The following is a 14,833-nucleotide window of genomic DNA, read 5'->3' on the forward strand; positions in this document are numbered from 1 at the left end:
GAGCAGGGGTCAGTGCTCGCGCAGCAGGGAGCCGCAGCCGTACAGGACGTCGCGGACGCCGTTGTCCCGCAGTGCCATCCACCAGGTTGCGGCGTTGATCGCGACCACGGGCAGCCCGAGCCAGCGCTCCGCCTCGTCCGCGAGCGAGACCATCGACAGGTTGGTCCCGCACTGCACGATCGCCTCCACCCCCGGCAACGCCGCCGACTCGACCAGGGCCGAGCGCAGTTCACTCTCCGCCACGTGGGCGATCGACACGGCCGTCGGGCAGCGCAGGCCCTTGATCCCGGCCACCTCGAAGCCCAGCTCGGTGAAGAACCGGTCGACGTTGGCGTCACCGACCGGCTGGTACGGGGTCACCACGGCGATCCGCCGCGCCCCGAACAGCCGCAGCGCCCGCTCGCAGGCCTCGGCGCCCGTCGCCACCCGGAGCCCGGTGATGTCGTGGATCTGCTGCACGAAGGCCCGGTTGCCCTCGACGCCGCCCCAGAACGTCTCTGCGCTCATGCCCATGACCATGTAGTCCGGCTCGCAGGTCAGCACCCGCTCGCAGGCCGCGCCGATCTCGTCGCGGATCTGCACCAGCAGCCGTTCCATGCCGGCGTCCTGGTCCATGCTCTGGTCGCGGATGTGGATGCGGGAGAAGTGCGCGGTCACACCCGGTACGGACATGCGGCCGAAGTCGGGCTGGACGATGGTGTTGGTGCTGGGGGCGATGACGCCGAACTTGCGCCGCCAGCCGAGACTGTCCGTCATGCGTGCCGCCGATCAGCCGGAGGGAAGGGAGGGGAGGGCGCGGGGATGCGGGCGCCGCGCCGGTGCTTCGCCACCCGCCACGCGAGAAGGACGAACGCCCCCTGCGTGAGGGTGTTCGCCGACTGCTCCACCCACTGGAGGGCCACGCTCTGGTCGGGGCGCGCCGCCAGCGGCCCCAGGACGTACATGCCGGTGAGCCACAGCCCGCCCGCGGCCGCCGCCGCGCCGTCCCCGTACGAGCGGGCCAGCAGGACCAGCCGTACCGCGCACACGGTGACGGCCACGACGGTCAGCACCATGGACGGCGCCGTCGAGGCCGACAGCAGCCCGGCGGCCCCGGTGGCCGCCCAGAGCGCGGCGAACCCCCACAGCGGCGGGGGCCTGCGCACGGACGCCGGAGCGCTCCCGTCGGCGGGCAGCGTCAGCAGCGCGTGCGCCAGCAGCAGGAAGCCGGCCGACAGGCAGGGGAAAAGGGCCTTGTTCAGGGTCTGGACGTCGGGACCGTCCAGGGCCACCACCAGCTTCCAGGTGGCTTTCGAGAGCCCGCCCAGGAAGATCAGCGCGGTCCCGGCCACGGCCGTGCGCCCGGTGCGTACGGCGTGGCCCCGCAGCGGCCCCGTCAGCAGGACGGCTCCGACGCCCGTCAGGAGGACCGGGACGAAGTCCTCGACCGCGAGCGCAGGCGGATAGTCCAGGGCTCCGCTCACCGGACCCCCTCCCGCCCCGCGGCCGACGGCAGGTGCTCCGGCAGCACCGACCGTTTGCGCAGCGCGGCCGTCGCGAACCGCCCGGCCGCCTTGCGGCGCGTCAGCCACGCCACCCGGCCGCCGTTGGCCGTGCGGTCGGCCAGCACCCGGTCCGCCAGCCAGGGGGCGACCGTCTCGACCCGGTCGGCCAGGATGTCCAGCACCGGCCGTGCCTTCGCGTACTCCTGCGGCGTGTACTCGTGCAGCAGCAGGTCGGTCACGACGATCCCGGGCGACAGCAGCAGCGCCCGTACGTCGTGGGCGCGGGCCTCCCGCTCCCGCTCAAGGTCGGCCGCCAGAGCGCCGGTGAGATAGGTGACGGCGCGCTTGCTCGCCCCGTACACGCTGAGGCCGGGCATGGTCCGGCCGTCGGAGCCGAAGCCCTCCGTGTTCCAGATCCGGCCGCGGCCCCGGCGCAGGAAGCGCTCAGCGGCCACCGCGCTGCCGTTGACGACGCCGCGCAGGTTCACCGCCGTCACGGCGTCGGCCTCCCGCGGGCCCAGCTCCCACAGGGGTTTGCGGGCCGTGGCCGCCCCCGCGTTGTTGATCCAGACGTCGACCGCGCCGAAGGCCTCCTCGGCCGCCGCCCACAGCCCGGCCACCTGCTCCCGGTCGGTCACGTCCGCCGCGTGGCCGACCGCGTGCGCCCCGCCGCCCAGGCTCTCCAGGGCGGCCTCCACGCCCGCCGCGTCCCGCCCGCACACCGCGACGCGGCAGCCGCGGTCGAGGAACGCGCGGGCCAGACCGTGCCCGATGCCGCGGGTACCGCCGGTGATCACCACCGTCGAGGTCATGCTGCGGCCTCCCAGTCCAGTACGCCGTGCAGGACGGCCGCCAGCGTGTTCCCGCCGAACAGTTCGTAGGTGACGGCCAGCCGGCCGCCCGCCGACATGGCGGGCCGTGCGTCCAGGGCGAACTCCCGCCCCCGCACCCGGTGCACGTCCCCGCCCGTGAAGTGCCACAGCGGGAAGTTGGCCCGGCCGAAAGCCTGCGCGTTGCCCCAGGCGTCCGGGCCCTCCCAGAACTCGCGGGCGCCGTCCCGGCGCCGCTCCACCGTGAAGGACCGGTCCAGGCCGGCTCCCCGCCAGGTGACGTGGTGCCGGGCGCGCAGCAGATCCGACGGCCGCACCGCGATCTCCACGTCCACGTCCCCGAGGTGCTTCTGCTCGGTGCTCCACAGCTCGCACGCACCGATGAAGGAACCGGACTGCTTGGTCGGCAGGATCCACGGCACCGGGCCCGCGTCCGTCTCGGCCGCCAGGTGACGGGCGACGTGTGCGCGGGTCGCCTCGCTGTCGCCGTGGTCGGTGGTACGCACGTACAGGCCGTTGAAGCAGCCGATCACGGTCCAGCCCTGGTGGAGCACCGAGGAGTAGACCTGCGTCCGCCCGTCCGGCAGGACGTGGTTCCAGGTGTTGAGGGCCACCTGCCAGCCGGGGCCGTAGTAGTGGGCGTCGACGAAGGAGCCGTACGGCTGTCCGCTGCCGTGGAAGTCCGGCCCGGTGTAGAGGCGGTTGTCGTCGGCGTCGCTCACCCCGAAGGCGAACGGGGCGGCGAGCTGGAACCGGCCCGCGAGCGGGCCGCCCTGCCGCAGGCCGCCGTCCATCCGGTACACCGTCCCCGCGTCGGTGAACTCGGAGGAGCGGCGGATGTCCTCGTACCCGCACCAGGTGCCCTGCGCATCGAACAGCGAAGGCCGGCCGTGCCATTCCCCGGCGATGCGCCGCTGCCACGTGCTGGGGCCGGGTTCGGCGGTCGCGCTCATGCCCGGGCCTCCTCGTCCGCGAGTCTGCCGCTGGTCAGCAGCCCGCGCAGGCCGTCCGTGGCGGCCGGGCCCAGCAGCCGGTCCACCTGCGCCCACACCGGGTCGATCTCCCGGCTGAACAGTGCCCGGCGCAGCCTCCGGTCGCGCACCGTCGCGTCGCCCTCCTTGGCCTCGGCTGCGGCGCCGGCCGGGAACGCCCGGGCCAGCTCCAGCCAGTGCCGCAGGTACTCCTCGGCGATGGGGGTGACGGCGTGCAGGGCGGCCTCGTCGGCGCGGTGCACCAGCATCCAGGGGGACATCAGGGAGCGCTGGCGCGGGCTGATCGCGGCCGGGGCGAGACCCGGGATCTCCGAAGCCCGGGCGAACGGCGCGGTCAGCGGCGCGTACACGAGGTCCGCGTAGGCGGGGCTGACGGCGAGGTCCACGCGCTGCACCAGGTCGAGGTGGAAGGCGTACCCGCCGCCGGCCTGCACGGAGTCCAGGGTGAAGTGCGGCAGCGGGCCGTCCGCGGCGCCGAACGCGAACACCATGTGGCTGTCGAGCCCGAGCGCCGGCACCACCAGGGATACGGTGACGACCGCGTCGACGAGGCCGTCGGGCCGCTCGCCGCGGAAGTGGCGTACGGAGCCCACCGGGCCGGGGACCGCCGGGGAGGTCAGCACCGTCCAGGGCGTGGGCCGCTCCTGTAGTGCAGTCCCGGCCAGCAGGGCCTCCAGCACGGTACGGGAGAGCCGGGCCGCGGGCGTCGAGCCGTCCGTGGGGCCATCGGGGGCCGCGGGGGCCGCGGGGGCGTCGGGGTGAGGGGCGGGGGAGGTCATGGGAGGCTACTCCTTCTCACTGGCCGGTGCCGGGGACTGGGCCCCCTCGACCGTCGGATGGAATCCCTGGGCCTTCTGCTCCCAGGCACGGGCGAACTCCGGGACGGCGCGCCGTCCCGGCGAGGCGATGACGGTGGCGCTGCGCGCCGGGATGTCGCCGGTGATCCGGTCGGAGTCGCTCACCTCCCAGCCTTTGGCGGCGAGTTCCTGGCGGCGTCGGCGGTAGGCGACGGAGATCATGTCGGAGCGCAGGTGCAGCTCGGCGCCGAGGTCGGACGGCAGCAGCTCGGGACGGGTCCCGTCGACGACCGGGGCGTCCTGGTCGAAGATGCCGAGCACCCGCTTGCGGGTGTTGCCGTCGGCCCAGTCCCCGGGGAAGAAGTCCCGCAGCGCCACCCACTTCACCAGGGTGGTGGTCTCGTCGACCGGGATGTTGGTGTCGTAGATGATCATGTTGCCGAGCGGCAGGCGCACGTGCAGTTTGATCAGGTTGGGCAGCATCCAACCCGCCGTGGTCACCACCGGCGGCCGGTCCTTGCCCCGCGATCTGCGGTCCGTGTACAGCTTTGCCCACAGGCCCTTGGCGGCGGGCGGGTGCAGGGACACGGTCGCGAAGGCCGACCAGGCGTCGGGCTGCTCGACCGTGTACTCCTCGACCTCCGGGCGGTCCGGATTGCCGAAGGAGCCCGCGTGCACGAAGGGCGTGTGCGCGATGTCGCAGCCGTTCTCCAGGACCCGCTCGTAGTTGGAGTGCCACAGGTACTCCCCGGTGACCGCCTTGAACCGGCCCCCGTGCTCCACCAGTTGGTTGAATTCGGGCCAGTGCGGGATCGGCGGCCGGTCCTCCTCGGGGAGATCACCCAGGAACACCCAGACGAAGCCGTACCGCTCCTGCACCGGGTAGGAGTCCACCCGCGCCTTCTTCGGGATGCCCCGGCCCGGCTGGTTGGCCGGGATCGTGGTGCAGGCTCCCTCGGGGTCGAAGCGCCAGCCGTGGTAGGGGCAGACGACGCAGTCGTCCTTGAGCGTGCCCGCGGACAGCGCGGCCCCGCGGTGCGCACACAGGTCCGACAGGGCGACCGCCTTCCCTGCCGCGGTGCGGTAGAGCACGAGGGACTGGCCGAGGCAGACGGCCTTGAGCGGTTTGCGCACGACGCGGTCGGAGAACTCGACCGCGTACCAGGAGTTCTTCAGCATGAGCGGAGCACCTCGCGCTTTCGAGCGGTTCGACACCTTCGGGCGGTTCGACATCGGTGGGGAGAGGAGCGGGCGTCAGCGGCGCCGCACGCGGAGCAGACCCGGGGGCGGGGTCGCCAGCAGCGCGTCGTACGCCCCACAGCCGGCGGGGGCGGCGGGGCCCGTCCGGTGCGCCAGTACCGCCGTGCAGAAGGCCGTCACCAAGCGGCCGATGAGGGCGCGCGCCTCGTTCCCCGCGCCGTCCCGGCCGGTCTGCGACGCCTCCAGGAAGCCGCGGGCGCCGGTCGGGTCCACCGGATCGCAGAGGGCGAAATGCCCTGCCCCGGCGACCTGCACCCAGGCGTGCGTTCCGTCGGCGTCGCAGAGCGCCTCGTGGAAGGTGCGGGAGACGGGGTCGGGATCGGCCTTCGCGGTGACAGCCGCATAGCGGTCCGCGCTCGCGGCGATCACCCCGTCGTGCTCGCCGGACATGAGCAGGACCGGCACCTGTGCGCCGACCGGCAGCACCGTGCCCGGCGGATGGCCGAGCGCCGCCGCGACCAGGGTGTGCGCGCCGTAGGTGAACACCCCGCGCAGGCCCGGTACATGGGCGGCCGACTGGAGCGCCACCGTGCCGCCGGCCGAATGCCCGCCCAGCACCACGCGGTCCAGGTCCGGCAGCCCGTCCAGCGGCGAAGCGGGGTCCGGCCCGGCAAGGGCGGCGAGCACCGCACCGATCAGCGGCGTCGTCGCCCGGGTCCCGTACGCACCCGGTGCGCAGGCCTCCAGGTCGATGCCCGGGGTCACCCCGCGGGTCCCGCCGACCAGCTCCCCGACCAGCTCCGCCGTCACCGCGACCAGGCCCCGTTCCGCCAGCAGTACCGCCAGCCACCGGTAGCAGTCCGCCGGAACATTGATCCCGGGCAGCAGGACCACCACCGGGAAGGGGGCGCGTCCGGCGTCGGCGGCGACCACCCCGGTCAGGCGTTCGGCGTCGGAGCCGGTGGGCCGGGCCGGATAGAACACCCGCAGGTGCGCGGTGTCCCAGGGCTCCTTGAGGCCGGGCACCCGGCAGGCCCGCCACTCGGACCGGACCTGCTTCACGAGGGCCTCGGCAGGCTGCGGTCGCCGCCCCACAGCGCCCGCACCAGCCGGTCGGTGACCTGCTCGCCGAAATACCGCACGCCCATCACGTTGGCCGGGTCGCGCTCCACGATGTTGCGCCGGACCGCCAGGTCGGCGGCGGCCAGCGCACCGCGCTCGGCCGCCGGCACCGGCCCGGCCTCCTCCACCCAGCCCAGCCAGCGGTCGACCTGCTCGTGCATCAGGCGGCGCACGAGTGCGAGGTGCCGTTCGTCTCGGGGCATGGAGTAGCAGTAGGCGGTGGGGGAGAGGCTGCCCCGGATGAAGCCGGCGCGGCTGGTGAACCAGGAGAGGTCCTCGTACTCCTCGCGCACCGCGAGCCACTCCTGCTCGGCGGGGGCGTAGTACCGGTCGTAGTAGTCGCCGTCGGCCACCAGGCTGCTGCGGGGCACCGAGTCGAGGTAGAACCAGCCGCCGGGCCAGCACAGCAGGGCGAGCCCCAGGTGCGGGACACGCACGTGCGGGCCCAGCCAGACGGTGAGGTGGAGGTTGACGAAGCCGTGCTCCGGGTCACCGACCCAGGAGTGGACCATCCAGTCGACCTCGGGTCCGGTGTAGCCCGCCAGCGAGCCGCGCGGGCCGCCCGCCTCCGCGCCGAAGGTCTCCCACACCCGGGTGGAGGGGTCGTGGTGCAGCTCGAAACGGGCCGCGATCTTCTCCTTCAGTTCGCCCAGCAGTGCCTGCCACTGCACGAACGTCTCGGTCACATCGGTGACCGGGGCCTCGTCCGCCATGTCCTGGACGGCCTTGAGTGTCTCCGACACGTTGCTCACAGCGCTCCTTCGGTGGCCGGGGTGCGGGGGTGGGGGGTGGGGGTGCCGTGCGGGGCGCAGTCCCCGGGCCGGGCCGCCACCAGAGCGCCCGCCAGCTTCCAGGGCCGGCCCCCGACCAGGTCCGTTCCGCGCGAGACCAGCCGCCGCACGGCCTGGCCCGGCCGGACGGGGGCGAGAGTCAGTCCGGGGCGGGCCGCCGTGCTGTCGGGCAGGCTGATGGTTCCGTCGAAGGGCGCGTCCCGTGAGCGCCACAGGCCGAACTCCACGGGCAGGGCGTGGACGGCGCCGCCCCCGTGCCCCGCGGCCACCAGGTTGACCCGGTTCTCCGCCGCCCGTTCGGGCAGTCCGAGGGTGTACTCCCACGGCTCGGCGTGCCCGCCGAGACAGACCGCGGCCGTGTCCACGCCCGCCAGCGCGGCCAGCCGCAGCGTCTCCGGCTGGACGGCGTCCTCGGCCAGGACGACCGCGACCCGGCCCCAGGGAGTGTCGTGGGTGAGCAGCGCCTGTGCCCGGCCCGCGCGGGCCCAGCCGCGGTGCCGGACGCCCTCGTGGAGCTGGTGCTGGATCAGCACCGGCCCGTCGCGGTCGAGCAGCACACCGGCGTGGCCCCTGGACAGCGGGACCGAGCAGGCGAGGTACGCCGCGCGGCCGGCCAGCGCGCCGCGCAGGGTCCGCAGGACGTCCTGCGCCTCCTCGGTGTCCGGCCGCCGCCGCGGGTCGGGCAGGACGCCGCCCGGGTACCAGAACAGCTCGGGCAGCACGATCAACGCCGCGCCGCGCCCGGCGGCTTCGCCCACCAGCCGGGCGGCGTCCTCGATGGCCGCCGGGCCGCTGCCGGACGGACGGACGACGGCGGCGGCGACCTGTTCGGCGCGGGCTCCCGCGAAGGCCGGGGCGGGGACGGGCGGGGAGGCGATCGGCCGGTAGAGGGCGGGCCGGCGCGCCGCGAAGGCGTCGGTGCCGTCCGCCCGCCGCTTGTCGGCGGCCCTCTCCACACGGATGTCGGCCACCACGACGGCCTCCCCGCGCCGGGGGGCCCGGGCGACGACCGTCCCGTCCGGGGCGACGATCTGGCTCTCGCCGGCGCCGTCCAGGGCCCCGGCCGGCACCCCCATGGCAGCGCTGATCGCGCCGATACGGTCGGCCGGGAGCAGCGGCCCGACCTTGTTGGCCGCGACCACCCACACCCGATTCTCGGCCGCCCGCACCGGGACGTGCAGTGCGGCTTCGTCCAGGGCGAAGGAGTTGAGGCTGTTGAGCAGCAGGTGGGCGCCGCGCAGAGCCAGGCTCCGGCACACTTCGGGGACGACTCCTTCCATGCAGGAGTACAGGCCGACGGGCCCCAGAGCCGTGTCGATGACCGGGCCGGGCTCGGTGGCCGGGTCCAGGTGGTCGTTCTCGCTGCCCATCAGGACCTGCTTGTCCGCGAGCCCGGCCAGGGCCCCGTCCGGTCCGTAGAGCAGGCTCGCGGCCGTGATGCGCTGCGTCCCGTCCGGGCCGTCGGATGCGGCCAGGGTGACGTGGATCTTGACGTACAGGCCGTGCCGCGCGGCGCGTTCGGCCACGGGCCCCAGGAAGTCGTCCCCCCGCCGGCAGGCGGCCGCCAGCGCCTGTTCCCGGTCGTCGTACCAGGACAGGTGGTTGCAGAACTCCGGCAGCACCACGAGCTTCGCGCCCCGGTCCGCCGCGGCGTCGATCATCCGCAGGGACGCGGCCAGATTGGCTCGCCGGTCCCGGCCCACGGCGAACTGGGCGGCCGCGACGCGAAACGTACGCGCTTCGTCCATGGTGAACTCCATTGGTTCCTCTAGCGGAACAGTGTTTCCCGAACATACACTCGCGGCGCCCTCCCGCGACAGAGGGAGGCGCACCCGAGCAGAGGAGCAACCACCGTGCTGGTGCACGTCGTTCTCATGCGCTTCACGGATCCGGGCGACGCCCCCGAGGCCGCCGTGAGACTGCGGCAGCTGGCCGTTTCGGTCCCGCAGGTCAAAACCCTGGACGTCGGCCTCGACATCACCGGATCGCCGCACTCCTACGACCTCGTCCTCACCACCCGCCACACCGACCCGGGTGAACTCGCCGCCTACCAGAGCCACCCTGACCACCTGCAGCTGGCCGCCTGGCTCGGCCCCCGCCTCGCCCACCGCGCCGTCGTCGACCACCTGGAACCCTGATACCCAGCCCGTGGTCCCGCCCGCGGCGCCGTCTGACCTCCTGCCTTCAGGGCCCTGCCGGGTAGGCTCCCGGCGCCATGCCCGCGCCCCCCGCCCGGAAGGCGCCGGGTGCGTGCGTGAGCACCGGCTGTACGTACTCCAGCAGGCCCTCGGCCCCGTACTCCCGCCCGTGCCCGCTGCCTTTGACGCCGCCGAACGCGGCCCGCAGCGCCATCCCCGTCCGGTTGTGGGTGTTGACGAACCGGAAGCCCGCGTCGATCCGGGCCGCCAGCGCGAAGGCCCGCTCCTCGTCGGCGCTCCACACCGACGCCGCCAGACCGTACGGCCCGGCATTGACCCGCTCCACCAGCTCCTCCTCGTCCTCGTAGCCCAGCAGGGGCAGCGCCGGACCGAACTGCTCCTCGCACACCAGCGGAGCGTCGTCCCGCAGCCCCAGCAGCAGCACCGGCCGCACGAAGTGCCCGGCGCCCAGCTCCGCCCCGGGCCGTACGGTGCCCAGCTCGACGGCGGTGGCGCCGCGCGCCCGGGCGTCGGCGACCAGCGCACGGATCCGGTCCGCGGCCTGCGCCGAGATCACCGGCCCCACGGTGGTGCCCGGGTCGAGGGGGTCCCCGAGCCGCAGCACGCGCGCTGCGGCCGCCGCATACCGCTCGGCGAAGGAGGCCAGCCGGGACCGCGGCACATAGAGCCGCTTGGCGGCCATGCACACCTGCCCGGCCGTCGCGAAACTCGCCAGGACCAGCCGGTCCAGTTCCGCCTCCGACAGGTCGGCGTCGTCCAGCAGCACGGCCGCGTCATTGCCGCCCAGTTCCATCGTGGTCGGCGTCAGCGCCCCCGCCGCGGCCGCGCCGAGCGCCCGGCCCGCCTCCGTCCCGCCGGTGAACGACAGCTTCCCCACCCCCGGACGGCCCGCCAGCCGCAGCGCGGTCTCCGCGTGCCCGTGGCACACCCGCACCACGTCCGGCGGAAGTTCACGCGCCGCCCCCTCCAGGAACGCCGCCACGGCCAGCGGCGCCAGCGGCGAAGGCTTGACGACCACCGCATTGCCCGCGGCGAGCGCCGGAGCCAGCTTGACGGCGGTCAGGATCACCGGCGCGTTCCACGGGGTCAGCGCGGCCACCACCCCGTACGGCCGCAGCCGCCGCTCCAGCCTGCCCTCCGCGTCGTCCGCCGTGCGGGGCGACAGCAGCGGCGGCGCGTGCTCGGCGTACCAGCGCAGCACCGCCCCGGCGTAACCCACCTCGCCGCGGCAGTCGGCGAGCGGCTTGCCCGACTCCCGGGCGAGCAGCACCGCGAGTTCCTCCGCGGCCGCCTCCAGACCGGCGGCGATCCGCAACAGCGCCGCCGCCCGGTCCGCCGCCGGAGTGCGGGCCCAGCCGGGCGCAGCGCCGGCCGCGGCCGCCACGGCGGCGTCCACCTCCGCACCGGTGTGCGCCCGCACGCTCCCCACCGGCCGGGCCGTGCACGCCGGATTCTCCACCGTGATCGCGGCGGCCCCCCGCACTGGCGCCGGCGTCATCGCGTCCCCCCGGCCCCGCGCAGGGACTCGATCATCGAGCTGCGCAGCAGGGAGCGGCGCGCCGCCACCGGATCCGCGGCCGTCGCACGCAACTCCGCCACCAGGGCGGCCCGCCGGGCCGGCTCCCGGGCGCGCAGCCGCTCCCAATTGGCGTGCGTCTCGGCCCCCACGTAGCGCAGCGCGCAGGCACGGCGCTCCTCGGCGCGGTCGGACAGCTCCTCGTCGGTCGCCTCGCCGGTGAGGACGTCCGCGAGAGCGCCGCCCATCAGAACCGCGTCGTGGATGCCGCTGTTCATGCCCATGCCGCCCAGCGGGTTGTTCACGTGCGCGGCGTCCCCGCACAGCAGCACCCGTCCGCTGCGGAAGGTGCCGGCCACCCGCTGGTGGACCCGGTACAGGCTGGCGTGGGCCAGGGCCGGTCCGCCCGCCCGCGCGCTGAGCCCCCGCAGCCGGCCGGGCAGCCGGGCCAGCTCGCCGCGGTCGCAGGTGCCGTCCGGGGTGGGCAGCAGCACCCGCCAGTGGTCGGGGGTCCGCAGCAGCACCATCCACTCGTCCGGGTCCAGCACGTAGGCGATGGGCGCCAGGTCCGGCAGCACGGCCCGGGGGTCCTCGTCCAGCGAGGCGACGAGGAACCGCTCCGGGTAGGTCATCCCGTGGAACTCGGCCCCCACCGAGCGCCGCACGGCCGAGTGCGCCCCGTCCGCACCGACCAGCCAGGCTCCGCGCACCCGGCCGCCGTCGGCCAGCACGGCGTGAACGCCGCGGGAGGTCTGCTCCACCCCCGCCACCGCCGCCCCGAAACGCACCTCGGTGCCCGGCAGGCGGCCGAGGCGGTCCAGGAGCAGCGGCGTCAGCTTGTTCTGCTCGCACTGGAGCCGGTACGGGTACGGGGTGTCCCCGGCCAGCAGCGACAGGTCCAGGGTGGCGACGGTCCCGGAGCGCCGGTCGCGGAACTGGAAGGAGTCCGCGACCAGGCCGCGGGCCAGCAGCCCCTCCACGACACCCAGGTCGGCGAGCATCTCCAGCGTGGGCGGATGGAAGGTGGAGGCCCGGGACTCCCCGGCCAGTTCCGCACCGGCCTCCAGGACGGTCACGGGCACGCCCCGGCGGGCCAGTACCAGGGCGGCGGTCAGCCCCACCGGCCCCGCCCCGGCCACCAGGACCTTCTCGGCCGCGCTCACCGGGCCGCCTCCACACCCGTGACCCGGGCGCCGGTGAAGTGCAGCAGCGTCTCGGCGCTGCCCTCGTCGACCAGGCCGGAGGCCCCCCAGGCCGGCCGCGGCGTGTCCAGGTGGAGGCTCAGCACCGAGGAGCCGTTCACCTTCACCTCCCCGGCGGCGATGCGGGCGGCCACCCGCAGCCCGTGGTCGGGATCCGCGGCGCACACGTACCCCTCCAGGCCGTAGCCGGTGGAGTTGGCCAGGTACAGGGCCTCCTCCTCGCGCTGGTAGGTGTGGACGGCGGCCACCGGGCCGAACAGTTCCCGGCGGGTGGCCTCCTCGGGCGCCCCGGTGACGAGCAGCGGGGCGAAGTGGTTGCCGCGCTCCGGTACCCCCGTCCACCTGTGGGCCTCGGCCCCGGCCGCGGTCAGCTCGCGCACGGCAGCCGTCAGGGCGCTGCGGTGGCGCGAGTGCGCGAGCGGGCCGAAGCCGGTGCCGGGGGCCAGCGGGGCCCCGGCCCGCAGCGCGGCCAGCTCGCGGCCGGCCGCGTCCAGGACCTCCGACGCCAGGGCGGCGGGCAGGATCAGCCGGCCCAGCGCCCGGCACCACTGGCCGTTCAGCGTCGTCAGCAGCTCCGCCGCCATCCGGCCGGCCGCCCGCGGGTCGGCGCCCGGCAGCACGACCAGCGGGTTGTTGCCGCCCAGTTCGAGCTGGACGGGCTTGAGGGCCCGGCCGCAGACGGCGCCGATCCGGCGGCCCGCCTCCGTACCGCCCGTGAAGGAGACCACACGGATCCGCCGGTCGGCCACCAGGCCGGCCCCGGTCGCGGCGTCCCCGTGCACCAACTGCAGGGCGGCCGCCGGCGCCCCCGCCGCCGCCAGTCCGCGGGCGGCCGCCTCCACCAGCAACTGGGTTCCGTAGGGGACCAGTTCCGGCGCCTTGACGATGACCGGGCAGCCCGCCGCTAGTGCGCTGGCCGCCTTGTGGGCGGCCATCGGCGCGGGCGCGTTGTACGGCACGACGCACAGGGCGGGCCCGAGCGGCGCGCGGCGCACCAGCACCGGCCGGCCGCCGCTGCCGGTGACCGTGCGCCGCAGCAGCCCGGACCGCAGCCGGGCCGCCGCGATGTGGAAGGCACCGGAGAGGATGACCCCGAGGCCCGTGGTCTGACCGAGCGGTACGCCGGTGGCGAAGGCCTCCGCCACCACGATGCGGTGCGCGGCCGCTTCCACCGCGGCGGCTGCGCTCTCCAGGGCGCGGGCCCGGTCCTCGTCCGGCAGATCGCCCCAGACACCCGAGGCGTGCAGGTCGGCGGCTGCCGCCAGCGCGGCCTCGACCCGCTCGGCAGAGCTGCCGAGGGCCGGGCGGACCGCCCGGCCGGTGTCCGGATCCTCCAGGTCGAAGCCGAGGCGCTGCGCGCAGGGCTGCCAGTCACCGCCGGCGAAATCGGCCGTGGCGGGCAGCTCCGCCTCCGGGCCCGAGGAAGGCCCGGCTGCGGCGTCGGCGGGCGGCGGGGTCACCGGTCTTCCCCCAGCGTCGCGAACAGCGCGTGCTCCTGGGCCTCGGTGGCGATCTTCGCCGCTTCCAGACGGCCCCGCTCGGCCGGGAAGGTCATCACCAGCCCCATCGCCAGGTCGCGCAGGGTGCGGCCGATGACCCCGTCCAGGCGCGCCTCGGAGGTGCCGGACGCCTTGAGCGCGCCCAGGGCGACCGCGAAGCAGGCTTCGGTGACCGCGCCCTTGCCCAGCCGCCACTGGCTGAACACCTCCGGTTTGGGCCTGATGGGCGGCTCGGAGGTCTCCAGTTCGAGCTGGCGCCGCAGCCACTGGTAGGCGGTCTCCAGGTTCTGCGTCATGTCCCCGATGAGGACCTGGTGCATGGGCGAGGACGCGATCGGCCGGCCGGTGTCGGCGAAGGTCTTGCGGGTCAGCAGCTCCAGCGTGTAGTCGTACGCGGCCTGCGCGGCGCCCGTGTACACGGCGGCGATGGCGAGCTGGTTGCCGACGAAGCTGCCGCGGCTGACCTGGAGCATGCGGGTGAACGCGCCGGGCACGGCCAGCGCGTCCCGGTCGGCGACGAAGACCCCGTCGAGCCGGATCCCGTGGTTGGCGCTGCCGCGCATCCCGAGCCCGTTCCAGGGCGGCCGGGACGCCACCCCGGCGCCGTCGCGCCGGACGAGGAACATGGCCAGGCCCTCGGCCGTGTCCGTCTTCTCCAGCCGGGCGGTGACGAGGTACAGGTCGGCGACGCCGGTCGCGCAGCCGAAGGACTTCTCCCCGCGGAGCACCCAGCCGCCGTCGGTGCGCGAGGCGGTGGTGGCGATGGAGATGTTCGCCGCGGAGCTCTTCGCCGACTCGCTGGCGAAGTTGGCGAGCCAGGAGCCGGCCGCCATCGTGGTCAGCACCCGCTCGGCGAAGGCGGTCACCACCGGGATCTCCCGCGGCGTGAACAAGCCCGCGCGGATGGCCTCCAGGGGCAGCAGGCCGCGCGAGGCGCTGGTGTTGTGGAAGAAGAAGGCGAGCGCCGTGGAGGGGCAGGCGGTGCCCATGGCGTAGGTGGCCGCGGCGAGGTCGCGCAGTCCGCCGCCCAGGCCCCCGTACTTTTCGGGCACGACGAGTCCGAGCAGCCCCGCCTCCCGCAGCAGCGCGGTGTGGCCCGCCGGGAAGGCGGCCTGTGCGTCGGCGGCCGCGGCCGCTTCCCGCAGGGCGGGCAGGACGGATTCGACGCGCTCGGCGCGCGCCCGCTCGGCCGGCGTCATGCGGTCGAGGAGGTGCGCGCCCGTGAGCGGGAGCGTGGTCAT

Annotated in this window: 14 protein-coding genes; 1 reads left to right on the forward strand and 13 read right to left on the reverse strand. The window is 75.1% G+C overall.

All coding sequences use genetic code 11. From position 1 onward, the window contains the following. Positions 1-9: 9 nt before the first annotated feature. The 9 genes from ACLJTM_RS16195 to ACLJTM_RS16235 all read right to left on the reverse strand — a co-directional run bounded on the left by ACLJTM_RS16195 (position 10) and on the right by ACLJTM_RS16235 (position 8,964). Entirely contained in the window at positions 10-756 is a 747-nt protein-coding gene (locus tag ACLJTM_RS16195) for an arylmalonate decarboxylase (protein ID WP_411104264.1), read from the reverse strand. Further along, positions 753-1,463, reverse strand: a complete 711-nt coding sequence (locus tag ACLJTM_RS16200; protein WP_411104265.1) for a hypothetical protein — start codon at positions 1,461-1,463, stop codon at positions 753-755. Before ACLJTM_RS16200 ends, ACLJTM_RS16195 begins: the two co-directional genes overlap by 4 nt. Then, positions 1,460-2,296 carry an SDR family oxidoreductase gene (locus ACLJTM_RS16205; RefSeq protein WP_411104266.1) on the reverse strand — a complete coding sequence of 279 codons (837 nt, stop codon included), beginning with the start codon at positions 2,294-2,296 and terminating at the stop codon, positions 1,460-1,462. Before ACLJTM_RS16205 ends, ACLJTM_RS16200 begins: the two co-directional genes overlap by 4 nt. Then, positions 2,293-3,267, reverse strand: coding sequence for a hypothetical protein (locus tag ACLJTM_RS16210; RefSeq protein WP_411104267.1), 975 nt, complete (start codon positions 3,265-3,267; stop codon positions 2,293-2,295). Before ACLJTM_RS16210 ends, ACLJTM_RS16205 begins: the two co-directional genes overlap by 4 nt. Continuing rightward, positions 3,264-4,085 carry a hypothetical protein gene (locus ACLJTM_RS16215; RefSeq protein ID WP_411104268.1) on the reverse strand — a complete coding sequence of 274 codons (822 nt, stop codon included), beginning with the start codon at positions 4,083-4,085 and terminating at the stop codon, positions 3,264-3,266. Before ACLJTM_RS16215 ends, ACLJTM_RS16210 begins: the two co-directional genes overlap by 4 nt. 6 nt (positions 4,086-4,091) lie before the next feature. Next, positions 4,092-5,282: a Rieske 2Fe-2S domain-containing protein gene (locus tag ACLJTM_RS16220; protein WP_411104269.1), complete on the reverse strand. Its 1,191-nt coding sequence runs from the start codon at positions 5,280-5,282 to the stop codon at positions 4,092-4,094. Between the two features lie 75 nt (positions 5,283-5,357). Next, complete coding sequence (locus ACLJTM_RS16225; protein WP_411104270.1) at positions 5,358-6,365, reverse strand: dienelactone hydrolase family protein; 1,008 nt, start codon at positions 6,363-6,365, stop codon at positions 5,358-5,360. Then, positions 6,362-7,177: a hypothetical protein gene (locus ACLJTM_RS16230; RefSeq protein WP_411104271.1), complete on the reverse strand. Its 816-nt coding sequence runs from the start codon at positions 7,175-7,177 to the stop codon at positions 6,362-6,364. Before ACLJTM_RS16230 ends, ACLJTM_RS16225 begins: the two co-directional genes overlap by 4 nt. Continuing rightward, a complete protein-coding gene (locus tag ACLJTM_RS16235; RefSeq protein WP_411104272.1) occupies positions 7,174-8,964 on the reverse strand; it encodes a nitrilase-related carbon-nitrogen hydrolase in 1,791 nt (596 codons plus the stop codon). The genes ACLJTM_RS16230 and ACLJTM_RS16235 overlap by 4 nt, the downstream gene beginning before the upstream one ends. A 105-nt stretch (positions 8,965-9,069) precedes the next feature. On the opposite strand from ACLJTM_RS16235, the gene ACLJTM_RS16240 reads away from it, so the two are divergent. Next, the gene (locus ACLJTM_RS16240; RefSeq protein ID WP_411104273.1) at positions 9,070-9,354 is read left to right on the forward strand and encodes a Dabb family protein; all 285 of its coding nucleotides are present in this window, start codon (positions 9,070-9,072) and stop codon (positions 9,352-9,354) included. Positions 9,355-9,400: 46 nt separating this feature from the next. Here the strand turns inward: ACLJTM_RS16240 and ACLJTM_RS16245 are convergent, their stop codons facing one another. The 4 genes from ACLJTM_RS16245 to ACLJTM_RS16260 are packed head-to-tail and all read right to left on the reverse strand — an operon-like array spanning position 9,401 to position 14,833. Then, positions 9,401-10,873, reverse strand: a complete 1,473-nt coding sequence (locus ACLJTM_RS16245) for an aldehyde dehydrogenase family protein (RefSeq protein WP_411104274.1) — start codon at positions 10,871-10,873, stop codon at positions 9,401-9,403. Beyond that, positions 10,870-12,054, reverse strand: coding sequence for an FAD-dependent oxidoreductase (locus ACLJTM_RS16250; RefSeq protein WP_411104275.1), 1,185 nt, complete (start codon positions 12,052-12,054; stop codon positions 10,870-10,872). The genes ACLJTM_RS16245 and ACLJTM_RS16250 overlap by 4 nt, the downstream gene beginning before the upstream one ends. Beyond that, positions 12,051-13,553 carry an aldehyde dehydrogenase family protein gene (locus tag ACLJTM_RS16255; RefSeq protein ID WP_411104276.1) on the reverse strand — a complete coding sequence of 501 codons (1,503 nt, stop codon included), beginning with the start codon at positions 13,551-13,553 and terminating at the stop codon, positions 12,051-12,053. The genes ACLJTM_RS16250 and ACLJTM_RS16255 overlap by 4 nt, the downstream gene beginning before the upstream one ends. Continuing rightward, positions 13,550-14,833 carry an acyl-CoA dehydrogenase family protein gene (locus ACLJTM_RS16260; RefSeq protein ID WP_411104277.1) on the reverse strand — a complete coding sequence of 428 codons (1,284 nt, stop codon included), beginning with the start codon at positions 14,831-14,833 and terminating at the stop codon, positions 13,550-13,552. Before ACLJTM_RS16260 ends, ACLJTM_RS16255 begins: the two co-directional genes overlap by 4 nt.

Source organism: Streptomyces sp. cmx-4-9, from assembly GCF_046548835.1.
Taxonomy (GTDB): domain Bacteria; phylum Actinomycetota; class Actinomycetes; order Streptomycetales; family Streptomycetaceae; genus Streptomyces.

Excerpts from the sequence above, each read along its gene's own strand:
- ACLJTM_RS16210 (WP_411104267.1), bottom strand. The coding sequence starts at position 3,267 with ATGAGCGCGACCGCCGAACCCGGCCCCAGCACGTGGCAGCGGCGCATC.
- ACLJTM_RS16195 (WP_411104264.1), bottom strand. The coding sequence starts at position 756 with ATGACGGACAGTCTCGGCTGGCGGCGCAAGTTCGGCGTCATCGCCCCC.
- ACLJTM_RS16205 (WP_411104266.1), bottom strand. The coding sequence starts at position 2,296 with ATGACCTCGACGGTGGTGATCACCGGCGGTACCCGCGGCATCGGGCAC.
- ACLJTM_RS16215 (WP_411104268.1), bottom strand. The coding sequence starts at position 4,085 with ATGACCTCCCCCGCCCCTCACCCCGACGCCCCCGCGGCCCCCGCGGCC.
- ACLJTM_RS16260 (WP_411104277.1), bottom strand. The coding sequence starts at position 14,833 with ATGACCACGCTCCCGCTCACGGGCGCGCACCTCCTCGACCGCATGACG.
- ACLJTM_RS16235 (WP_411104272.1), bottom strand. The coding sequence starts at position 8,964 with ATGGACGAAGCGCGTACGTTTCGCGTCGCGGCCGCCCAGTTCGCCGTG.
- ACLJTM_RS16245 (WP_411104274.1), bottom strand. The coding sequence starts at position 10,873 with ATGACGCCGGCGCCAGTGCGGGGGGCCGCCGCGATCACGGTGGAGAAT.
- ACLJTM_RS16220 (WP_411104269.1), bottom strand. The coding sequence starts at position 5,282 with ATGCTGAAGAACTCCTGGTACGCGGTCGAGTTCTCCGACCGCGTCGTG.